18 protein-coding genes are annotated in these 17,719 nt (G+C 39.2%); 3 read left to right on the top strand and 15 right to left on the bottom strand.

Features of this window, described 5'->3' with window-relative positions; all coding sequences use genetic code 11:
• Positions 1–4: 4 nt before the first annotated feature.
• Positions 5–589, bottom strand: a complete 585-nt coding sequence (locus tag TLET_RS05525; protein ID WP_012003126.1) for a uracil-DNA glycosylase — start codon at positions 587–589, stop codon at positions 5–7.
• A gap of 231 nt (positions 590–820) precedes the next feature.
• On the opposite strand from TLET_RS05525, the gene TLET_RS05520 reads away from it, so the two are divergent.
• The 3 genes from TLET_RS05520 (at position 821) to cutA (ending at position 2,769) form a co-directional block, all read left to right on the top strand.
• Positions 821–1,378 carry a LemA family protein gene (locus TLET_RS05520; protein ID WP_012003125.1) on the top strand — a complete coding sequence of 186 codons (558 nt, stop codon included), beginning with the start codon at positions 821–823 and terminating at the stop codon, positions 1,376–1,378.
• Positions 1,379–1,387: 9 nt separating this feature from the next.
• Positions 1,388–2,362 carry a M48 family metallopeptidase gene (locus TLET_RS05515; protein WP_012003124.1) on the top strand — a complete coding sequence of 325 codons (975 nt, stop codon included), beginning with the start codon at positions 1,388–1,390 and terminating at the stop codon, positions 2,360–2,362.
• An 86-nt stretch (positions 2,363–2,448) separates the two neighbouring features.
• On the top strand, positions 2,449–2,769 hold the full coding sequence (gene cutA, locus TLET_RS05510) for a divalent-cation tolerance protein CutA (RefSeq protein ID WP_012003123.1): 321 nt from the start codon (positions 2,449–2,451) through the stop codon (positions 2,767–2,769).
• A 311-nt stretch (positions 2,770–3,080) separates the two neighbouring features.
• Here the strand turns inward: cutA and TLET_RS05505 are convergent, their stop codons facing one another.
• The 14 genes from TLET_RS05505 to TLET_RS05440 form a co-directional block, all read right to left on the bottom strand.
• Positions 3,081–3,875, bottom strand: a complete 795-nt coding sequence (locus TLET_RS05505; protein ID WP_012003122.1) for an alpha/beta fold hydrolase — start codon at positions 3,873–3,875, stop codon at positions 3,081–3,083.
• A gap of 2 nt (positions 3,876–3,877) precedes the next feature.
• The gene (locus tag TLET_RS05500) at positions 3,878–4,861 is read right to left on the bottom strand and encodes a 3-oxoacyl-ACP synthase III family protein (RefSeq protein ID WP_012003121.1); all 984 of its coding nucleotides are present in this window, start codon (positions 4,859–4,861) and stop codon (positions 3,878–3,880) included.
• A 13-nt stretch (positions 4,862–4,874) separates the two neighbouring features.
• Positions 4,875–6,560, bottom strand: a complete 1,686-nt coding sequence (locus TLET_RS10665; RefSeq protein WP_012003120.1) for an alpha/beta fold hydrolase — start codon at positions 6,558–6,560, stop codon at positions 4,875–4,877.
• 3 nt (positions 6,561–6,563) lie between these two features.
• Positions 6,564–7,442, bottom strand: a complete 879-nt coding sequence (locus TLET_RS05490) for a branched-chain amino acid ABC transporter permease (RefSeq protein WP_012003119.1) — start codon at positions 7,440–7,442, stop codon at positions 6,564–6,566.
• 2 nt (positions 7,443–7,444) lie between these two features.
• Positions 7,445–8,143, bottom strand: a complete 699-nt coding sequence (locus TLET_RS05485) for an ABC transporter ATP-binding protein (RefSeq protein ID WP_012003118.1) — start codon at positions 8,141–8,143, stop codon at positions 7,445–7,447.
• Entirely contained in the window at positions 8,136–8,906 is a 771-nt protein-coding gene (locus tag TLET_RS05480; RefSeq protein ID WP_012003117.1) for an ABC transporter ATP-binding protein, read from the bottom strand. The genes TLET_RS05485 and TLET_RS05480 overlap by 8 nt, the downstream gene beginning before the upstream one ends.
• 50 nt (positions 8,907–8,956) lie before the next feature.
• Positions 8,957–10,120, bottom strand: a complete 1,164-nt coding sequence (locus tag TLET_RS05475) for an ABC transporter substrate-binding protein (RefSeq protein ID WP_012003116.1) — start codon at positions 10,118–10,120, stop codon at positions 8,957–8,959.
• A 14-nt stretch (positions 10,121–10,134) separates the two neighbouring features.
• Positions 10,135–10,881, bottom strand: coding sequence for a 3-oxoacyl-[acyl-carrier-protein] reductase (gene fabG, locus TLET_RS05470; RefSeq protein ID WP_041428572.1), 747 nt, complete (start codon positions 10,879–10,881; stop codon positions 10,135–10,137).
• A gap of 107 nt (positions 10,882–10,988) precedes the next feature.
• A complete protein-coding gene (locus TLET_RS05465; RefSeq protein ID WP_012003114.1) occupies positions 10,989–12,290 on the bottom strand; it encodes an acetyl-CoA hydrolase/transferase family protein in 1,302 nt (433 codons plus the stop codon).
• 13 nt (positions 12,291–12,303) lie between these two features.
• Positions 12,304–13,335, bottom strand: a complete 1,032-nt coding sequence (locus TLET_RS05460) for a 3-oxoacyl-ACP synthase (RefSeq protein WP_012003113.1) — start codon at positions 13,333–13,335, stop codon at positions 12,304–12,306.
• A gap of 181 nt (positions 13,336–13,516) precedes the next feature.
• The gene (locus TLET_RS05455; RefSeq protein ID WP_012003112.1) at positions 13,517–14,710 is read right to left on the bottom strand and encodes a TetR/AcrR family transcriptional regulator; all 1,194 of its coding nucleotides are present in this window, start codon (positions 14,708–14,710) and stop codon (positions 13,517–13,519) included.
• A gap of 34 nt (positions 14,711–14,744) precedes the next feature.
• Entirely contained in the window at positions 14,745–16,457 is a 1,713-nt protein-coding gene (locus TLET_RS05450; RefSeq protein ID WP_012003111.1) for a sigma-54 interaction domain-containing protein, read from the bottom strand.
• Positions 16,411–17,157 carry a 16S rRNA (adenine(1518)-N(6)/adenine(1519)-N(6))-dimethyltransferase RsmA gene (gene rsmA / locus TLET_RS05445; RefSeq protein WP_012003110.1) on the bottom strand — a complete coding sequence of 249 codons (747 nt, stop codon included), beginning with the start codon at positions 17,155–17,157 and terminating at the stop codon, positions 16,411–16,413. The genes TLET_RS05450 and rsmA overlap by 47 nt, the downstream gene beginning before the upstream one ends.
• Positions 17,154–17,561, bottom strand: a complete 408-nt coding sequence (locus TLET_RS05440; RefSeq protein WP_012003109.1) for a MaoC family dehydratase — start codon at positions 17,559–17,561, stop codon at positions 17,154–17,156. The genes rsmA and TLET_RS05440 overlap by 4 nt, the downstream gene beginning before the upstream one ends.
• Between the last annotated feature and the right edge of the window lie 158 nt (positions 17,562–17,719).

Genomic DNA, 17,719 nt, shown 5'->3' with positions numbered 1-17,719 from the left:
ATTTTTACCTCCTTTTTTGGTCGAAAAATTCCCGAACTTTTTTGATATCTTGCCAGGTTAAATCCTTGGGAGATCCCTTGGCTTTAGATGGATTTCTCAACAAATAACTGGGATGAAACATTGGGAATAATTTTTTACCAGCTTTCCAGTCAAGTTCCTTTCCACGGAATTCCGTTATGGATACATTCTGGCCAAGAAAAAAAGATAAAGCTGTGCTACCAAGAGGAACTATAATAGCTGGATCTACAATCATTATCTGTGCCATTAAATAATGGCCACATGCTTTTTGTTCCTCTGCCTTTGGAACTCTGTTCTCGGGAGGCCTGCATTTCACAATATTGCATATGTAAACATCCTCACGGTCGATGTTTACCGACTCGAGAATTTTTGTAAGAAGCTGCCCAGCTCTTCCAACAAAAGGTCTCCCTGTCTTATCCTCTTCTTCACCAGGACCTTCTCCAACAAACATAATGGGCGCATAAAGATTGCCTTCACCTACAACGACATTTGTTCTGGTATTGAATAAAGGGCAAGATGTGCACTTTTCGATCCTGCTTGCAACAATTTTCATAAGTTCTTCGCGTGTCACAGAATAACCTCCATTAAAGATAAACTGTGTTGCACATGCATAGCTTTTTTCTATTTTGATATTACCATGTTTACTCATACCTTAGGCTGCTGAATCTTAATTAAAGTTCAATCCATAAAAGTACCAAAAGAGACTGATTGCACCAAAATTGCCATTTTTCGTGATTGCTTTGATACAATTTCAAAAATCAATAAGATACAATTGTGGTATAGTTATTGAGGAGGTGTCGTTATGGTAATTTTTGGTGTAATTCTTGTAATTATAGTCATCTTAGTTGTATGGTTCATCGGTGCATACAACTCCCTTGTGGGAAAGAAAAAGCGTGTGGAGAATGCATGGAGCCAAATAGATGTTCAACTAAAAAGGCGACATGATCTTATACCAAATCTGGTAAATGCGGTTAAGGGATACATGAAATTTGAGAAAGAAACACTCGAAGCAGTTATAAATGCAAGATCTAAAGCCATTTCTGGTGGTTCTATCGGCGACCGAATCAAAGCTGAAGGTGAACTCTCTGGAGCTCTGTCAAGATTGCTCGCTGTTTTTGAAAAATATCCTGACCTGAAATCAAATCAACAGGTCAGCCAATTAATGGAAGAATTGACGAGCACAGAAAACAGGATAACCTATGCGAGGCAGTTTTATAATGACACCGTGATGAAATACAACACTTCAATAGAGATTTTTCCAGTCAACATAGTAGCAAATATGTTTGGATTTAAAGCCTATCCATTTTTCGAAGCTACAAGTGATGAGAAAGAAACCCCGAAAGTTGACCTTAGCCTCTGAGGTGGTTTAATGAATTATTTCGCCCAGCAGGCAAAAAATTTGCGTAGAACGTACCTTTTAATATTCTTTTTCATAGTTTTGATGATGCTTCTTGGATTTCTCGTAGATGTTATGTTCTCAAGCTTCCCTGCTGGAACACTTATTTTAGCACTGATAGCATCAATACAGGTTTTAATTGGGACACAGGCTGGTTCATCACTTGTACTCAGATCTGTGGGAGCTAAACCAATTAATGAAAAAGAACTTGAGGAGAGACAGCTCAAAAACATAGTTGAGGAAATTTCTATTGCTTGCGGAATAAAAAATGTTCCAAAGGTATATATAATGGAAGACGAAAATATAAATGCTTTTGCAGCAGGATTCAAACAGGAAGATAGCGTCATTTGTGTGACGCGGGGCTTGTTAAATAACCTGAACCGGGAAGAAACAGAGGGCGTAATTGCTCATGAAGTGAGTCATATAATAAACAAAGACACATTATTAATGACAACAGTTAGCGCTATTCTTGGAACAATGGTACTGGTACAACTTTTTGCCTGGCGATCACTCAAATTTGTGGGATGGCTTGGGCCAAAAGGCTCGAAGAGAAAAGAAAAAGATAGTGGTGCCTACATAATACTTGCACTTCTTGTGATTGCTGTTGTTGCCACCCTGTTCTCTCTAATTGGGAGGATAACAGTTTTTGCTGTTTCTCGAACTCGCGAATACCTTGCTGATGCGAAAGCAGTTGAATTGACAAGGAACCCTCGAGGTTTATCGGGCGCATTGAGAAAGATAGCCAAACTGCAGAAAATTCGCGGTAAAACCAAAGGGGCAACAATAGCAACTGCACATCTCTTTATATCTGATCCTCTCAGGCGAAATGTGAACAACAAAGAAGGTTTTTTTGCTGATCTGTTCAGCACTCATCCTCCCATTCACAAAAGAATAGCAGTGCTTGAAAACATACCGCCGGAAACTGTCTTTAAAGAACTTTATTCCTGAGAAATCCAGAAGAAAGCTTTCTCTGAAAGAGACAAATCACATTTATAGAGCCGGGAAAAATCAATATAAATTAAGGAGTGATTGCGATGATAATAATCTACACAACTTTTCCCGACAGAGAAAAAGCCCTGGAGATTTGTAAAAACCTGCTTTTGGAAAAACTCATAGCTTGTTTTAATGTCTTTCAAATTGACTCAGGCTACTGGTTGGATGGGAAAGTCTCTCAAGATAAAGAATTTGCGGCAATTTTGAAAACCAGCAACTTCAAAGAACAAGAAGTGTTCAAAAAGTTGAAAGAGCTTCACCCCTATTCTGTTCCGGCAATTTTCAGCGTTGAAATAAAAACTGTTGATGCAAACTACAAACAATGGCTTGAAGAAAGCCTCAGTAATACAGACAATCAATAATTTTAACCGGGATGTATGAAGTTGTTTACAACATAATCAGCATCACCGGGGTGTGAAACTTTGCTTGTAAAGGGAGTTTCTATCAAAAAAGATTGTCAAATTCAGAACAGAATTAAAAAATTCTATCTTAGTTGAAACTAAGTTCTATCTCAGGCATCCTGAAAGATTTTTAACGTGTTTTTTGACTCAAAACATTTCTCCAAAAGCTTTTTAGTTATTTTTGAGATTTTATATTTTCGTATATATATTATGGAGAATGTCAACCGGGATCCTGGTAAAGTTGCCGTATCTTGGCATAGGTCTAATCTCTTTTAGTTTTTCAGGAAAAACAGATGCGCTTTTATCAGAAAAAGTACCTCCTTTGGCTTTTCAATTACCGCGGCATGGCCACAATCTGGAATGCACACATGCTTAGCGCCGGGTATTTGCTGTGCTATTTCCTGTGAAAAGTTCACTGGTTTTATGTTATCAAATTGGGCAGAAACAACAAGCGCAGGTGCACCTATCTTCGAAAGTTGATTTAACAAAGGTTTTCGCTCAAGCTCAAGGAAGGCATCCAGCAATTTTACTGCTCCTTCGTAATTGAACTGCGACATTCGTTGAATAATTGTGCCGAACAGGTTTGGATATCTGTCAAGAAATTGCTCGCTGTAGACATCGTTGATCCAGCTTCTGACAAATATCTCTTTATTTTTACTCATCGCACCATCTTTCCATCTCAGAGCTTTGTATTTGATAGATGGCGTTATACGGGCTGTCGCGGTTATAATCGTGAGAGATTTTACCAACTCTGGATATCTGACAGCGAAAAACATTCCAACTTCTGCACCATAAGATGTTCCAACCAGATGCACTTTGCTGATCTTTAAATAATCAAGGAGTTCTTTGAGATCTTCAACGTGCCTTTCGAAACTACACGAACCGTTTTGCGAGCTCCACTGACACCTGAAATTGTGAAGAATGATTCTATATTGACCTTTAAGCTGCTCTGTGATAAAAAACCAGCTGTTGTAATCCATGAAAATACCGTTGAGAAAAACAACAACTTCTTCTGATTCACCCTGAACTTTGTAATCTATCATAATTCCATCACTTGTTTTGAACATACCTACCACCTGAAAGCTACCGCAACCTGCTGAAATCCAACTCCTGAAGTCAAAAAGATCAGAACCTTACCCTCCATGTTTCTCATCTTCCCACAGTCGAAAGCATCATCATAAGCCATGTAAACACATGCAGAACCTGTATAACCATATTTGTCCATTATCATATGAGTTTTGTCTTCACTCATGCCAAGAATTTCCATGACTTTCAGTATGGTTTTCTTTCTCACCTGTGTGAAAAACATCATTCCGATTTCTTCTTTTGAGATCTTACATTTTTCAATTAATTTGTTGATTAGTACAGGCCAGCCTTCTTCGTTCACAGTAGCAGGATAAGCCGCCCTCAAGTCGAGTTTGTGAAGACCTCTATCAATGCCTTCGATATTCATAGTTCCAGCACCCATGTAGATGCCCCAGTTATGCCACCAGCTTCCATCACATCTTGAAACACTTCCAAGATAGCCTGGTTTATCATCTGCCGTCAATATCAAAGCACCAGCACCATCGGAAAACAGAGCTTCCCAGGAATATTTCCAGTTCAAAAACTTTGTCATAGCATAGACACCTATGACTAAAACATTTTTGTAATCTCCGAGTGCGATGTATCGAGATGCTATGTCAAGTAATAAAGCACCATTTGCGCATGAGGCATTAACGTTAAAGGCCAGTGGTTCAGCTTTATTTGCACCAATCAGATATTGAACTCGAGCAGCATCAGGTGGAGAAACAGCTTCAGGTGTATCTGTACCAAGTATTATCAAATCGATCTGCTCTGGTTTCATATTGATCCTCTCAAGAGCTTTTTTTGCAGCCTCTGCTGCCATAAATGTTGGCGTTTCATGAGATTGAGATATGTGCCTGTGATTTATACCTATCTGCTCGGTAAAATATGGATCGATGACCATATTGGTGATTTGTTCAAATTCTTTGTTAGTCATTATTTTTTGTGGGACATACATACCAGAAGAGATTATTTTCGCATATTTCATCGTTTTTACCTCCTCACAGATAATTTTTAACAGTTTCTATGAAAAGATCTGGAACTTCAACAAATGGAGTATGCCCGACATTTTCAAGCACAATTAACTTTGCTTTCAGTACTTCGGCTGTTTTTAACATCTGTTCTTTTGTCAGAAGCGGATCTAAATCTCCATAAACAACAACAGTTGGAACAGAATAAGTATCGATAGATAATCTGAACTTTCCAAGTTCTATCGCGTGAGTGTATATACTTTCCGGATTCATTTTGAGGGCATCGTCAACAAGTTGCTCGAAATACTTTTTATCTTTAAGTTTCCTCAGAAGGCCAGTTAATGATTTTTTAAGCAAAATCCTGCTTCTTTTGTAAAATTTCAGATATGGGAGATTCTCATTTGGAGTAACAAGTCCGTCGGCAGGGCATGGATCAACCAGTATAAGAGAAGCAATCGAATCTGGGTATTTCTTGGCAAGTAACATTGCCACTGCGCCACCAAGGGAATGGGCAATAACAGATGGTTTTATTTGCATCTTCTCGATAAATTCATGTACGGAATCTGCGTAAAAATCGAGCGAAACTGTTGATCGTGACGAATCGCCGAAATTTGGCAAATCTATGGCTATTATTTTATACCCATGAACTTTTTCCATCATTGGTTTGTACCATCTGTAAGAACCAAAATTTCCATGAATACACAGAATAACCTTTTCTCCATCTCCACTTTGAACATAATGCATTTTTCCAAAACTGAGTTCCACATAATCTCCATCGGGTGATACTTTTTTTCGCTTGAAGATTATCAGCGGTAGTTCGGCCCAGTTAAACCAAAAACGTTGCGCGTAATATGCTATACCTCTTGGCATAAAGAGCACAACAAGAACAAGAACCGAACCAAAAATGATTGAAAGTGAGAAACCTACCCGGCTCAGGAAAAAAGGTAAAACTGTATAGAACACAGCGCCAAAAATCGGCCCGGATACCATACCCATTCCGCCAATAACTACTACAGCGAGCAATTCTAAAGATTTACCAAGACCAAAATCAGCTGGTGATATATACCCAATAACGTGGGCATATAAAGCTCCTGCCAAACCAGCGTAAGCAGAACCTATTACAAAAGAAAGTACTTTGTAATGAGTTAGATTGACACCCAAAACATTTGCTACCAATTCGTTTTCTCTAATGGCTTTCAATGCCCTCCCGGTTTTTCCATTGACAAGTTTGTTGAAAAAATAGAATGCAACGATAATTAATATCAGAATGATGTAATAGCTTTCGAGCTCACTACCTAATTTTGTTATGTTGCGAATTCCTATGTGACCACCTGTAAAATTTTCGAGAGCGCCAAAAAGTTGCTCTATTGCTATACCAAAACCCATCGTGGCTATCGCCAAGTAAAAACCAGCAAGCCTGAGTGCTGGAAAACCCAGGGCCAGCCCGAAAATACCACCAATAGCTGTAGCACATATCAAGCTCAGTGGCAATGGTATTGATAGTTTTTGTGTTAATATCGCTGAAGTATAAGCACCTATGCTCATAAAAGCTGCGTGACCTATGGATACCTGTCCCGTATAACCCATTATCAAATTCAATCCCATACCAGCCATTGTGTAAATCATTGTCAGATTCATGATAGTTAAAATGAAGGTGCTTGATTTGAAAATAAATGGAAGGACAACAAGTGTAATTATCAATAAAAGCCAATGCATTTTTCACACTCTCCTGACTTCCCGGCTTCCAAAAAATCCCTGCGGTCTGATGAGCAAAACGGCAATTATCAATGCCAGCGAAAAAGTTGTTTTTAATTCATTGCTTATATATCCACCAACGAAAGTCTCTATAACACCGAGGGTGAGGCCTCCCAAAATCGCACCGGCAAAACTGTCGAATCCCCCTAAAACAGCTGCTGTGAATCCTTGGAGCTGATAAAAAAGCATCATGGTTGGTGAAACATATGTTTTTGGTGCCCCAAGCAGAGCGACAACAGTACCGACAGCGGTACCGATCATCCAGGAAATAGAAAATACACGCGAAGGATTAATACCCATTAATTGAGCTACATTTTCATTTTCTGAAACAGCTTTGATGGCAATACCTGATCTTGTATATTTCAGAATGAAAAAAATCGCTACAGATACAGCTATCAAGATGCTGAAAACAAGTATATCCTGCCTTCTGAACACAACTATGCCGAAATTTCCCCTCAAGATGAACGGGCGTCCCGTTACAAGCTCTGGAAAAGATTTATATTGTGTACCCCATATTTGAACCACAAGACCTTCCAGAATCATAAGAATTCCAAGCGTGATAATCAACATCGAACTGTGTGAAAGATTTCTTATTGGCCTGAGGGTATATTTTTCAACAGCAAAACCGAATAGAGCAGCTACAGGTATTGTGAAAAGCAAAGCCCAGACTGGCCCTACTCCAATTGTTACGAAGGTGTATGCTATATAAGCCATGAACATGGCCATATTTCCAAAAGCGAAATTCATCAACCCGGTTGTTTTGTATATAATTACAATACCGAGGGCTACTAACGAATAAAAAGAACCTGTCGACAATCCGAGAATCAGTCTATTTAATATCATAATCATCCTCCCAGATACTGCTCAACAATTGTTTTATCTTGTAATAAATCTTCTGCAGATCCTTCAAGAACCACTTTTCCTGTTTGAAGAACATACGCATAATCAGCAATTTTTAACGCGCTGAACGCGTTTTGCTCAACTAAAAGCACAGTTACACCTGTTTCATTGATCTGTTTGATTGCTGCCATCATTTCAACAACCAGATTTGGTGCTAAGCCCATTGAAGGTTCGTCAAGCATCAGAAGCTTTGGTTTACTCATCAAAGCTCTTGCTATGGCGAGCATTTGTCTTTCTCCTCCAGAAAGTGTCCCTGCAAGTTGCTTCGCTCTGTCTTTGAGTTTCGGAAAAATAGAAAAAACAAGGTCAAACTCCCCTGAAATACCACCTTTTCTCGTATATGCACCTGCTTTCAAATTTTCCATAACGGTCATTTTTTGAAAAACCAATCTGCTCTCGGGGCAGAGAACAATGCCTTTTCTCACTCTTTCATAGGCTGGCAACCTGTCTATTCTTTTCCCTTCAAAAAATATTGAGCCATGAGAAAGATCATTCAAACCAGCAATTGCCATTAAAGTAGATGTCTTGCCCGCTCCATTTGCCCCAAGTAATACAGTAATACCTTTTTGCCGTATATCCATGGAAATTTCCTTCACAGCAATGACAGGTCCATATTGTACTGTTATACTTTTTATCTCAAGCACTTTCACTCTCTCCCAAATATGCCTTTATAACTTTCGGATCTTTTCTAACCTGCTCAGGTGCACCTTCACTTATCTTTCTGCCAAAGTCCAGGACTGTTATTTTGTCTGAAATACTCATAACGATGGGCATATCATGTTCAACAAGCAAGATGGTTATCTTCAATTTGTCTCTTATTAATCTGATTATTTTCTTGAGCTTTTCTGTTTCAACTTCTGTCAAGCCAGCAGCTGGTTCGTCAAGAAGCAGCAGTTTTGGTTTGCTCATCAATGCCCTGCCAATTTCGACCATTTTTTGGGCGGCAAATGGAATCATTCCGGCATAACTCAAGAGCCTTGTTTTTAAATCAAGAAAATCTGCTATTTCGAGGGCAGATCTGTACATATTCCAGATTTGTTCTGAACTTTTTTTATTTGGAATAATCTCATTCAGCATACTGATATTCAACCTGCTGTGATAACCAAGGTACAAATTTTCCAGGACAGTCATATATTTAAACACAACAACACTTTGAAAAGTCCTGCTTATACCAAATTTGACAATTTTATGTGTTTCTTCTTTTGTTATATCGGTACCGTCAAATAATATTCTTCCAGCTACTGGTTTGACAACCCCTGTTATGACATTAAAGACCGTTGTCTTTCCAGCACCGTTGGGACCTATAAGAGAATGAATTTCACCTTCTTTTACATTCATAGAAAAATCTTCAATGGCCGTTAAGCCTCCAAATTTGACAGTTAAGTTCCTAATATCCAGAAGTGACAATTTTTCACCTCCATAATGAAGGGGCAAATTGCCCCTTCATTCCAAAAAAACTAATCCTGCAATGAGATGAGATCTGTTACTGGAACAAAAACGCCGTTTTCGATTTTTATGAAATACATACTGGACTTTCCTCGCCTCAAATTCGGGCCCCAGGTTATATCTTTCGCCAGGATGCCATTCCAATGATCAAAACTCTCAAGAGCTTTTACAAGTCCTTCTCTGGTTAAATCAGAACCTGCTCGAAGCAGCCCCTGTACAAAAACTTCCGCAGCAATGAATCCGGCAACGGCATACGAGGATGGAATTTCTTTGGGATAAGTCTCCTGAAATATTGCAACAGCTCGTTCATAATCCCTGACAAATTCAGGTTTGTCTGGCGTTGCAAGTGGGACCCAGCCTGTTAGATAAATTCCTTCCACATATTTTCCTCCCAATGTAACAAAGCTTGGATCCGCGTTTGGATAGATAGTGACTATATCGCTTGTCACACCATAATCTCTCAGTGTCTTGATCCATCTTATGGTATCTGTTATGAGCCCATATATAATAATTGCTTCGGGATTCGCATTCAGAACATCTACGGCGAGAGCACTGTAATCTGTTTCGGCCGGGTTGTAACTTATTTCAACGACAGGTTTCAAATTGTACGATTGTAATCTGCTGAGAGCTGCTGCATATCCTTCCTTTCCTATATCGTTTGCCATGTAAAGAATCGCTATTTTTTTCTTACCAAGCTCTTTAACAAGAAATTTGGCTATGAGCTGTCCCTCAAGGGTGTAATCTGGCTGCACACCAAAAATATATTTCTTGGGTGGCATAACAAGTAAACTGGTCCCGGCTCCCTGATACACAAATGGTACTTTATTTTGCTCTAAATAATCCATAACAGCCAGACAACCGTATGTGCCAAGCCCTCCTACGATTGCAAAGACTTTGTCGGATTCAACAAGCCTTTTCACTTCTACCACAGTTTTTGATGGATTGAGTTGATCATCTGCTATTATGAGTTCAATTTTTCTTCCATAGACACCGGAGTTCTTGTTGACCCAGTTAAAATAGGCTTTCATCCCCTTAGACATCTCCTGCCCAATTATTGCGTAAGAACCAGAAAGAGCCTGGAAAGAACCTACGACTATTTTGTCACTGTATACACCAACTTCAGCCAGAACAAGGACGCAAACCAGCGCTGCCAGAAGAGTTAAAAACTTTTTCATGAAAATACCCCCTTTCAGAGTTGTAAACCACCATCGACACCTATGACCTGGCCTGTTACAAATGAAGACTCATCGCTTGCAAGGAACAGATAGACATTTGCGACCTCCTCAGGTTCTCCCATCCTCGCCAGTGCAGTGCGGATTGTAACGGCCTCGATGATTTTTTCAGGCACTTTATCGGTCATTGGCGTTTTGATGAAACCAGGTGCCACTGCGTTAACTCTTATTTGAGCACCTTTTCTTGCAAGCTCTTTCGCCCACGTTTTTGTCATGGCTATGACTCCACCTTTTGTGGCGGCGTAATTGGTCTGTCCAACATTTCCGTATATGCCAACAACAGAAGATGTGTTGATAATAGAACCTTTTTGAGCCTTCATCATGTGGGGTGCAACAGCTTGAGTCATGTTGAAAACACCTTTGAGATTTACATTTATTACTGCATCCCATTCTTCCTCTGTCATCTTGACCAACAGAGCGTCTCTTGTTATGCCTGCGTTGTTTACAAGTACATCGATCCTGCCATATTTCGCAACAATCTGCTCGACAACCTTGAAGACTTCTTCCCTTTTCGTAACGTTCAAAATATATGGGTCAATTTTTCCCGGTAGATTGACAGCATCTTCAACTAATTTGTCCAGCTGCTCCTTTGTCAAATCACAGGCACAAACTATTGCACCTTCCTTTGCAAAAATCAGAGACGCTGCTCTACCTATACCACTCGCTGCTCCAGTGATGATACAAACTTTTCCTTCAAGCCTCATAAAATCCTCTCCTTTCTGAATTTCAGATACACTTTCCAGGCCAGATAATATTCTACCTTTTTTCGAATCCATCATCATTAAAACCATTTATTTGTCGCATTAATTCTTTATAAGATACGGAACCTCATAGCTTCAGATTTCAAAGTTTCTCTGAAATCTGGATGTGCAATTTCGATCAAAGCTTTCACTCTTTCCCTGACAGTTTTGCCCCTCAACCATGCCACGCCCCATTCTGTGACTACATAATCCACTTCTTGTCGCGGTACTGTCACAGGTGAGCCTGACGGCAGAACAGGAACTATTGTTGAAATTGTTCCACCCTTTGCCGTCGATCTCAGCGCTATTATTCCTTTACCCCCCTTACTTTTGACTGCTCCGCGATGCGTATCGAGCTGACCGCCGGTTCCACTATAATGTTGAGTGCCAAGCGCTTCAGAACAAACATTGCCAGTTAAATCGACCATTAATGCCGTGTTTATACTCACCATTTTATCGTTCTGACAGATCACATACGGGTCGTTGACATATCTTCCTCTGAGGAAAAACACCGATGGGTTATCATCGATAAATTGATACATCCTCTTTGTGCCAAAAGCAAAAGCACAGATGAATTTGTCTCTCCAGATGCTTTTCTTTTTGTTAGTAATCACACCAGCTTCAAATAAATCTATCATAGACTCTGTAAACATCTCTGTGTGAACGCCAAGATCTTTTTTGTTTGTTAGAAATTTTGCAACAGCATTTGGTATTCCACCTATGCCCAGCTGAATGGTCGAACCATCTTCAATCAGATTACTTATATGCTGTGCAATCGACGCCTCTGCTTTTGTGGGCTCGACCAATTCAACCTGTGGGAGTTCATAATCTACTTCAACTATGTAATGAACATCTTTTATGTGAATATGTGTGTCACCATGGGTTCTTGGTGCGTTGGGGTTCACCTCAAGAACAATGATTTTTGCCTGCTCGATAACATCTTTTTCATAAACTACTGACGCAGATAAGGTCAAAAAACCGTTCTTATCCATTGGCGATGCGATTCCCACAAAGATATCAACAGGGCGGCTATCGAGTAAGTTTGTCCCCGATTGATGCAAATTGTTTGGGACATAACTTACTGTGCCAAAATCAGCTTTTGCAGCTTCTCTGTTTGATTGGCCAAAATACCAGGATGCATTTTCGAAAGTTCCACTGAACGATTTGTCCATGTAGAATGGGTAATTTTCCATGTTCAGGCATGTGAAAACTGTGACATTATCAACTCTATCAGCAACTTTGTGCAGATTTCTCAAAAAGAGCTTTGGTTCTGCAGGCGTCATTCCAACAACTATTGTTTGATTTGATTCAACGATGCTCAATACTTCTTCAATATCTACAAGTTTAGACTTATAAACAGCATGCCAGTCCATAATGATCCCCTTCCTACCAGTTAATTGGCTCTTTGAGATCACCCCAGCGAACAACTGCAGCATTCCAGGTCCAGCCAACTCCAGCTCCCACAAGGACAACAACGTCGCCATCTTTTATCTTTCCAGAAAGTAATCCTTCTTTTATTGAAAAAACCTGATCGTTCTGGCCCATGTGTCCATATTTCTCCAAATAAGTAGTCTGATTTTCCCTAAGGCCAAGTTCTCTGAGCACTGAGAGATGAGCAGATCTCTTAAAATGCAGCATTGCCAGATATGAGATGTCTTTTCGAGATAAATTGCTTTTCCTGAGGGCATCATCAATTACAAAATAGAAATTTTTGAGTGTCACTTCATTCAGTCGATTTTTGAAATTCTCTGGATCTTTTATCTGAAAATAATAGTTTTCAAGATCTTGAGGTTGTAAAGGCCATTTTTTTGTCCCACCAACTGGTACTACACAGTCTTCGGCGAAAGATCCATCGACTATGCTTGAGATACCTAATAACACATTTCTTCCTGAATTCTTCTTTAGTACCACTGCCGAACCGCTTGCCCCAATATCAAACATGAAAGAAGTGTGTTTGTATTGGTAATTCACAAGATCTACGTTTCTGTACCCACTTACAAGTAAAATAGTATCTATGTTTTTCTCAGAAAGCATGAGTGATCGCGCAACCTGAAGACCAACTATCATCGAGCCGCACATCGCTTCCATGTCAAAAGCCCAGGCGTTTTTTGCTCCTATTTCATGAGCTACCTTTGTGCTTGCAAGCCAGCACGGATAGTCTTTGTGTTGCGCACCATTCCAGATGACAACATCTATTTCTTCAGGTGAAATACCGGCATTTTTCAAAGCTTCTTTTGCAGCCATAATTCCCATGAAACTTGTCGTTTCATTATCACGCGGAATGTATTTCCTTCTTATACCAAACTTTTCAACAATTATATCAACAGGGATACACGCCAGATGACTCAGATCTTCGGCGGTCATGTACTTTTGGGGAAGATACGTTCCTACGCTTACTATACCTGCATGTTGCTCCACTGAAGCACCTCCAATAACATGTGACTCATTTATCAATATGAAAGATGATTCAGGTTAAATGATAACACAGCTGACTTAAGTAAGTCAATTTAAATATGCCAAAAGGAAGGCAGGTTTTCGGGCGTAAAATCTGGTAGGGGATGTAAAAACTCGTTATTACTCTCTGTTGCTCTTTAAATCATTATGATTTAAGAAACGATATACCTTTGAAAAGAAGAGGGGCAAGTTTTTGAAGATATACTGTTGTTTCCTGAATATTGCCGTGTTTTTGAACAACAAGATCTTCACCCATGAAATGACCAATTCCCATGAGGAAAAGAGCCAGATTATTTGGTGAATAGTTTTTTAACTGACCAGATTGAATTGCCTCACTCAAAGGAGAAAGATAGCTGTTAAAAATTTTTTCATAATAGTTGCGCGATATAGATGGATTAAAGAATTCCGCTTGCCTGACTATAAGATACATTTCCGGGTGCAACATAAAAAACTTAAGAAATGCCATGAAGCCTGCTATTTCTGCGTCGCGCCTATCATGAAATCTTTTTATAGCCGTCGAAAGTGTTATTCTCAAATTTTTATTTGTAGTCATAACCAGCTCCTCGAGAATCTCTTCCTTACTTTTAAAGTGCACATAAAATGTGCCAGAAGCCACGTTAGCGGCTCTTGTGATATCGCTAATCATTGTGTTTCTATATCCCCTTGTTCCAAAGAGTTTTTCAGCAGCCTGTAAGAGCTTCATTCTCGTAGAAGTTACCTCTATTTTAAGGGGTTTAACGTCTATATAGAAAACAGACCTGTCAAGTTCATGGGCATCAGGATCAAATCCCTTCATGAGAAATTCAACCAAGTCGTCAATGGTTCTCCTGTCAACTTCGTAGTCGGCGTGAAGAGATTTATATATGGCTATAAAACGAATGGGACCTGTAATAAACCATCTGAGAATCATCTCTTTTGTTTTGTCAAGTGTCCCTGGAAAAAGCTTGTACAAAACTTCATTCAAAGTTTTCTCTACCCGCCGAAAAGTAGCCTTTCTTAAATAAACTGCCTCATGCAAAATTCTATAATGTTGCCTATTTCTGGAAAAGAAAGCAAGATAATTCATCAAAAAAGACTCCAGAATTTCCTCTGTGTCCCTTCCGTCAATTTTAATCATGAGGTTGAAGAATTTGTTGAAAGAATCTTCAAGTATTTTTCTATAAATAGATTCCTTATCTTTAAAGTACTGATAAAATGTTGCATTTTTCACATTTGCTTCACGCGCGATCATAGGTATCGATACACCGTAGTATCCACGATCTGCAAAAAGCCTTGTGGCACTATTCAAAAGATTGCTCAAAGTTTTCTTTCCATCTGATCTTTTAGGTTGTCTGCGCACAGATGTTCCCCCAGTTGATCCCATTATACTATATTTATATACGCCTTCCTTCTCTCTTTATTCCAAGCATTTTCATTCTGTAATAAAGCGTCCTGATGCTGATTTTCAGGTTTTCGGCAGTTTTTTGAACATTCCACGAATTCTCTTCAAGTGCCTTGAGTATCACTCCTTTCTCGTATTCTAAAAGCAATTGTTTATGACTTCCGGCCTTTGTAATTGAAGAAAAGTGACGAATTTCCTCAAGAGGTGGAATATGATGCAATTTTATAATCCTTTCGTCAGCCTCCATATTTATCATAGCCCTGCCCATTATATTCTCAAGCTCTCTAACATTTCCCGGCCAATCGTAATGTATCAACTTACGAAGTGCATCCGATGAAATACCTTCGACAAGTCTTCCATATTGTTGATTCAATTTTTTTATTATGTGCTGTGCGAGATATGGTATATCTTCTCTTCTCTCTCTCAAAGGCGGTAAAAAGATGGGGAAAACATTTAGTCGAAAATACAAATCTGGCAGAAAAGATCCTTCCTGAACCATCTTTTCCAAATTCATGTTTGTTGCAGCTATTATTCTTGCATCTATCCTCACAGGTTTTGTTCCACCAACCGGAACAATTTCTTTGCTCTCCAGGAATCTCAACAATTTTGATTGAAGAAGAAGAGGCATTTTGCCAATTTCATCAAAAAAAATCGTGCCACGGTGAGCTTCTTCCAGCAAGCCTTTTTTTCCTTCCTTTTTTGCGCCAGTGAAAGCTCCGGAGGTATAGCCAAAAAGCTCTGATTCAAGTATTGATTCAGGAATTGCAGCACAATTAACACTTACAAAAGGTTTATCGCGTCTATCGCTTGCATTGTGAATAGCATGGGCAAACAATTCTTTTCCAGTTCCGCTTTCTCCTCTGAGAAGTACTGTGGCAGGAGTTGATGCAACTTTCATAGCTTGCGTAACAGCTATCTTCATTTTTGAGCTTTCAGCTATTATATCCTCAAAAGAGTACTTTGCACCCATTCTGCGTATCAATCTTTTTACTTCATCAAGTTCCTTAGTTAATTTTGCTATTTCTGACACATCATGAATTACACCCACGCTTCCTTTGAATTCTCCTCTGACAAATAATGGAGTTACATCAACGATAACTTCTCGTTTTCCGGGACCCACAAGCAATCTTGCACCATAAATAGGTTGCCGTGTCTGTGCTACGCGCAAATGCATGCTTTCACCCTGAGCTATATCAACCGTGGCGAGTTTGCCTATGACATCTTGAGCAGAAAAACCAGTGATTTTAGTATATGCCTTATTTACCATAACAATTCTTCCATTTTCATCTGCTACGGATATAGCGTCGCTTGTTGATTCAATTATCGTTTTCAGAAGAACTTCAATTTCCCGCAAATTTGTTACTTCCTCTGCCATCTTTTGAACACTCGTTATATCACGGAAGATTGCCACTGCGCCTATGATTGCTCCAGTTTTGTCTCTTATGGGAATCCTTGTCGTAATTATCTTCGTGTTGCCAAGTTGTTGGATTCTATTCACCTCCGGCACACCTGTTTTCAGAACAATATGTAAGCGTGTGTTTGGTATCGCATCTGTCACGGATTTATTAATCACCTGAGAAACAGGTATGCCAAGCATGAGTGATGCCTGTTTATTCATAAATGTTATCTTGGAGTCTTTGTCTATCAGTATTACACCTTCAATTATTGAATCCAGAACTGTTTGAAACAACTCCGCTCTGTCCATTCTGGCCCTCCTCAAAAAAAAGACGCAAAAATTCATCAGCCGGGAGTTCACGCACTCTTTTTTTGATAGCCGAGTGGATCATATTATGTACCATTTTGTTTGGAGATACAAAAATCTTTCGAAGAAATAGAATATACTCATCAATCTTAATTGACACATGATTTCTGCACATTGAGAGTATTGCAGAATCCACTTTCGGAGCTGGTGAAAAACACGATTTTGGTAAATTGCTGACTTTTTGCACATCATAGAAGCTTTGTGCAAGTACAGTTATGAAGCTGTATCTCTTTTCACCGGGTTCAGCAACAAGCTTTTCAGCAAATTCTTTTTGAACAATCAGTACAACTTTCTGAAAACCGAGCTCGATTAATTTTATAATTATTTTTGAAGATATTTGATAAGGTATGCTACCTATACATAAATTGATATTCTCTATTTCTTCCGGCGTTGACTGCAAAAAATCTTTCACATACACTTTTAAACCAGGACTGGCGAATTTCTGACAAAGCTGTTTTGCAAGTTTCTGGTCTATCTCGTATGCCAGGACCTGAAACCCAGCTTGCAGTAGAAAACCTGTTATAAAACCTTTCCCGGCTCCTATCTCAACTACTCGTCTATTCGAAACATCGTGAGAGATCAATTCAACTAACTTAATGGCCGTGGACTTATCATTCAAAAAATGCTGTCCATAAGGCCTCATTGTTCAAACAATACCTCTGCTTGAGCCTCTATCACAGTTGTACCATCTTTCTTAATCACAGGTGTATCTAACAAAAGTCTATGTTTCTCGGGAATTACTTGATTAACTTTCACATGTATTTCTATTTCTTCATCTATATAGACAGGCGATTTATATTTGATTTGCTGCTTTACAAGAATTGTACCCGGCCCGGGAAAATCCATTCCGAGCACCTTAGATATTAATGAAGCAACAAGCATACCATGACAAATTCTTTTCTTAAAACGAGTGGTTTGTGCGTAATTTTCATCCAGATGAACTGGATTCCTGTCGCCGATTAATTCTGCATAACTTCTGACCATCTCATCTGTGATGACAAATTTTTCAACATGACTCTGGCCTGGATAAAAATCTGTGAATTTCATAACAACACCTCCTAAGCTTTTAATATACACTATACTTTGAAATTCGTAGAAACCAGATGTTAAGATCACCTACTCTTTTTTCTGTAATATTTGCTACAACTTTGAGTAATTCAATAACCGTAAAATAATAATTGATAAGTATACAAGGGGTGAAAAGA

The sequence above is a fragment of the Pseudothermotoga lettingae TMO genome, assembly GCF_000017865.1.
Lineage (GTDB): Bacteria > Thermotogota > Thermotogae > Thermotogales > DSM-5069 > Pseudothermotoga_B > Pseudothermotoga_B elfii.
The sequence above is the reverse complement of the archived record's forward strand: the minus strand, read 5'-3'. Positions and strand labels throughout refer to the sequence as shown.

Bases quoted from the DNA above. Each gene is read 5' to 3' on its own strand.
- TLET_RS05465 (WP_012003114.1), bottom strand. From the start codon at position 12,290: ATGGACTGGCATGCTGTTTATAAGTCTAAACTTGTAGATATTGAAGAA.
- TLET_RS05520 (WP_012003125.1), top strand. From the start codon at position 821: ATGGTAATTTTTGGTGTAATTCTTGTAATTATAGTCATCTTAGTTGTA.
- TLET_RS05505 (WP_012003122.1), bottom strand. From the start codon at position 3,875: ATGTTCAAAACAAGTGATGGAATTATGATAGATTACAAAGTTCAGGGT.
- TLET_RS05500 (WP_012003121.1), bottom strand. From the start codon at position 4,861: ATGAAATATGCGAAAATAATCTCTTCTGGTATGTATGTCCCACAAAAA.
- TLET_RS05515 (WP_012003124.1), top strand. From the start codon at position 1,388: ATGAATTATTTCGCCCAGCAGGCAAAAAATTTGCGTAGAACGTACCTT.
- TLET_RS05475 (WP_012003116.1), bottom strand. From the start codon at position 10,120: ATGAAAAAGTTTTTAACTCTTCTGGCAGCGCTGGTTTGCGTCCTTGTT.
- fabG (WP_041428572.1), bottom strand. From the start codon at position 10,881: ATGAGGCTTGAAGGAAAAGTTTGTATCATCACTGGAGCAGCGAGTGGT.
- TLET_RS05450 (WP_012003111.1), bottom strand. From the start codon at position 16,457: ATGGACAGAGCGGAGTTGTTTCAAACAGTTCTGGATTCAATAATTGAA.
- TLET_RS05440 (WP_012003109.1), bottom strand. From the start codon at position 17,561: ATGAAATTCACAGATTTTTATCCAGGCCAGAGTCATGTTGAAAAATTT.
- cutA (WP_012003123.1), top strand. From the start codon at position 2,449: ATGATAATAATCTACACAACTTTTCCCGACAGAGAAAAAGCCCTGGAG.
- TLET_RS05490 (WP_012003119.1), bottom strand. From the start codon at position 7,442: ATGATATTAAATAGACTGATTCTCGGATTGTCGACAGGTTCTTTTTAT.
- TLET_RS10665 (WP_012003120.1), bottom strand. From the start codon at position 6,560: ATGCATTGGCTTTTATTGATAATTACACTTGTTGTCCTTCCATTTATT.
- rsmA (WP_012003110.1), bottom strand. From the start codon at position 17,157: ATGAGGCCTTATGGACAGCATTTTTTGAATGATAAGTCCACGGCCATT.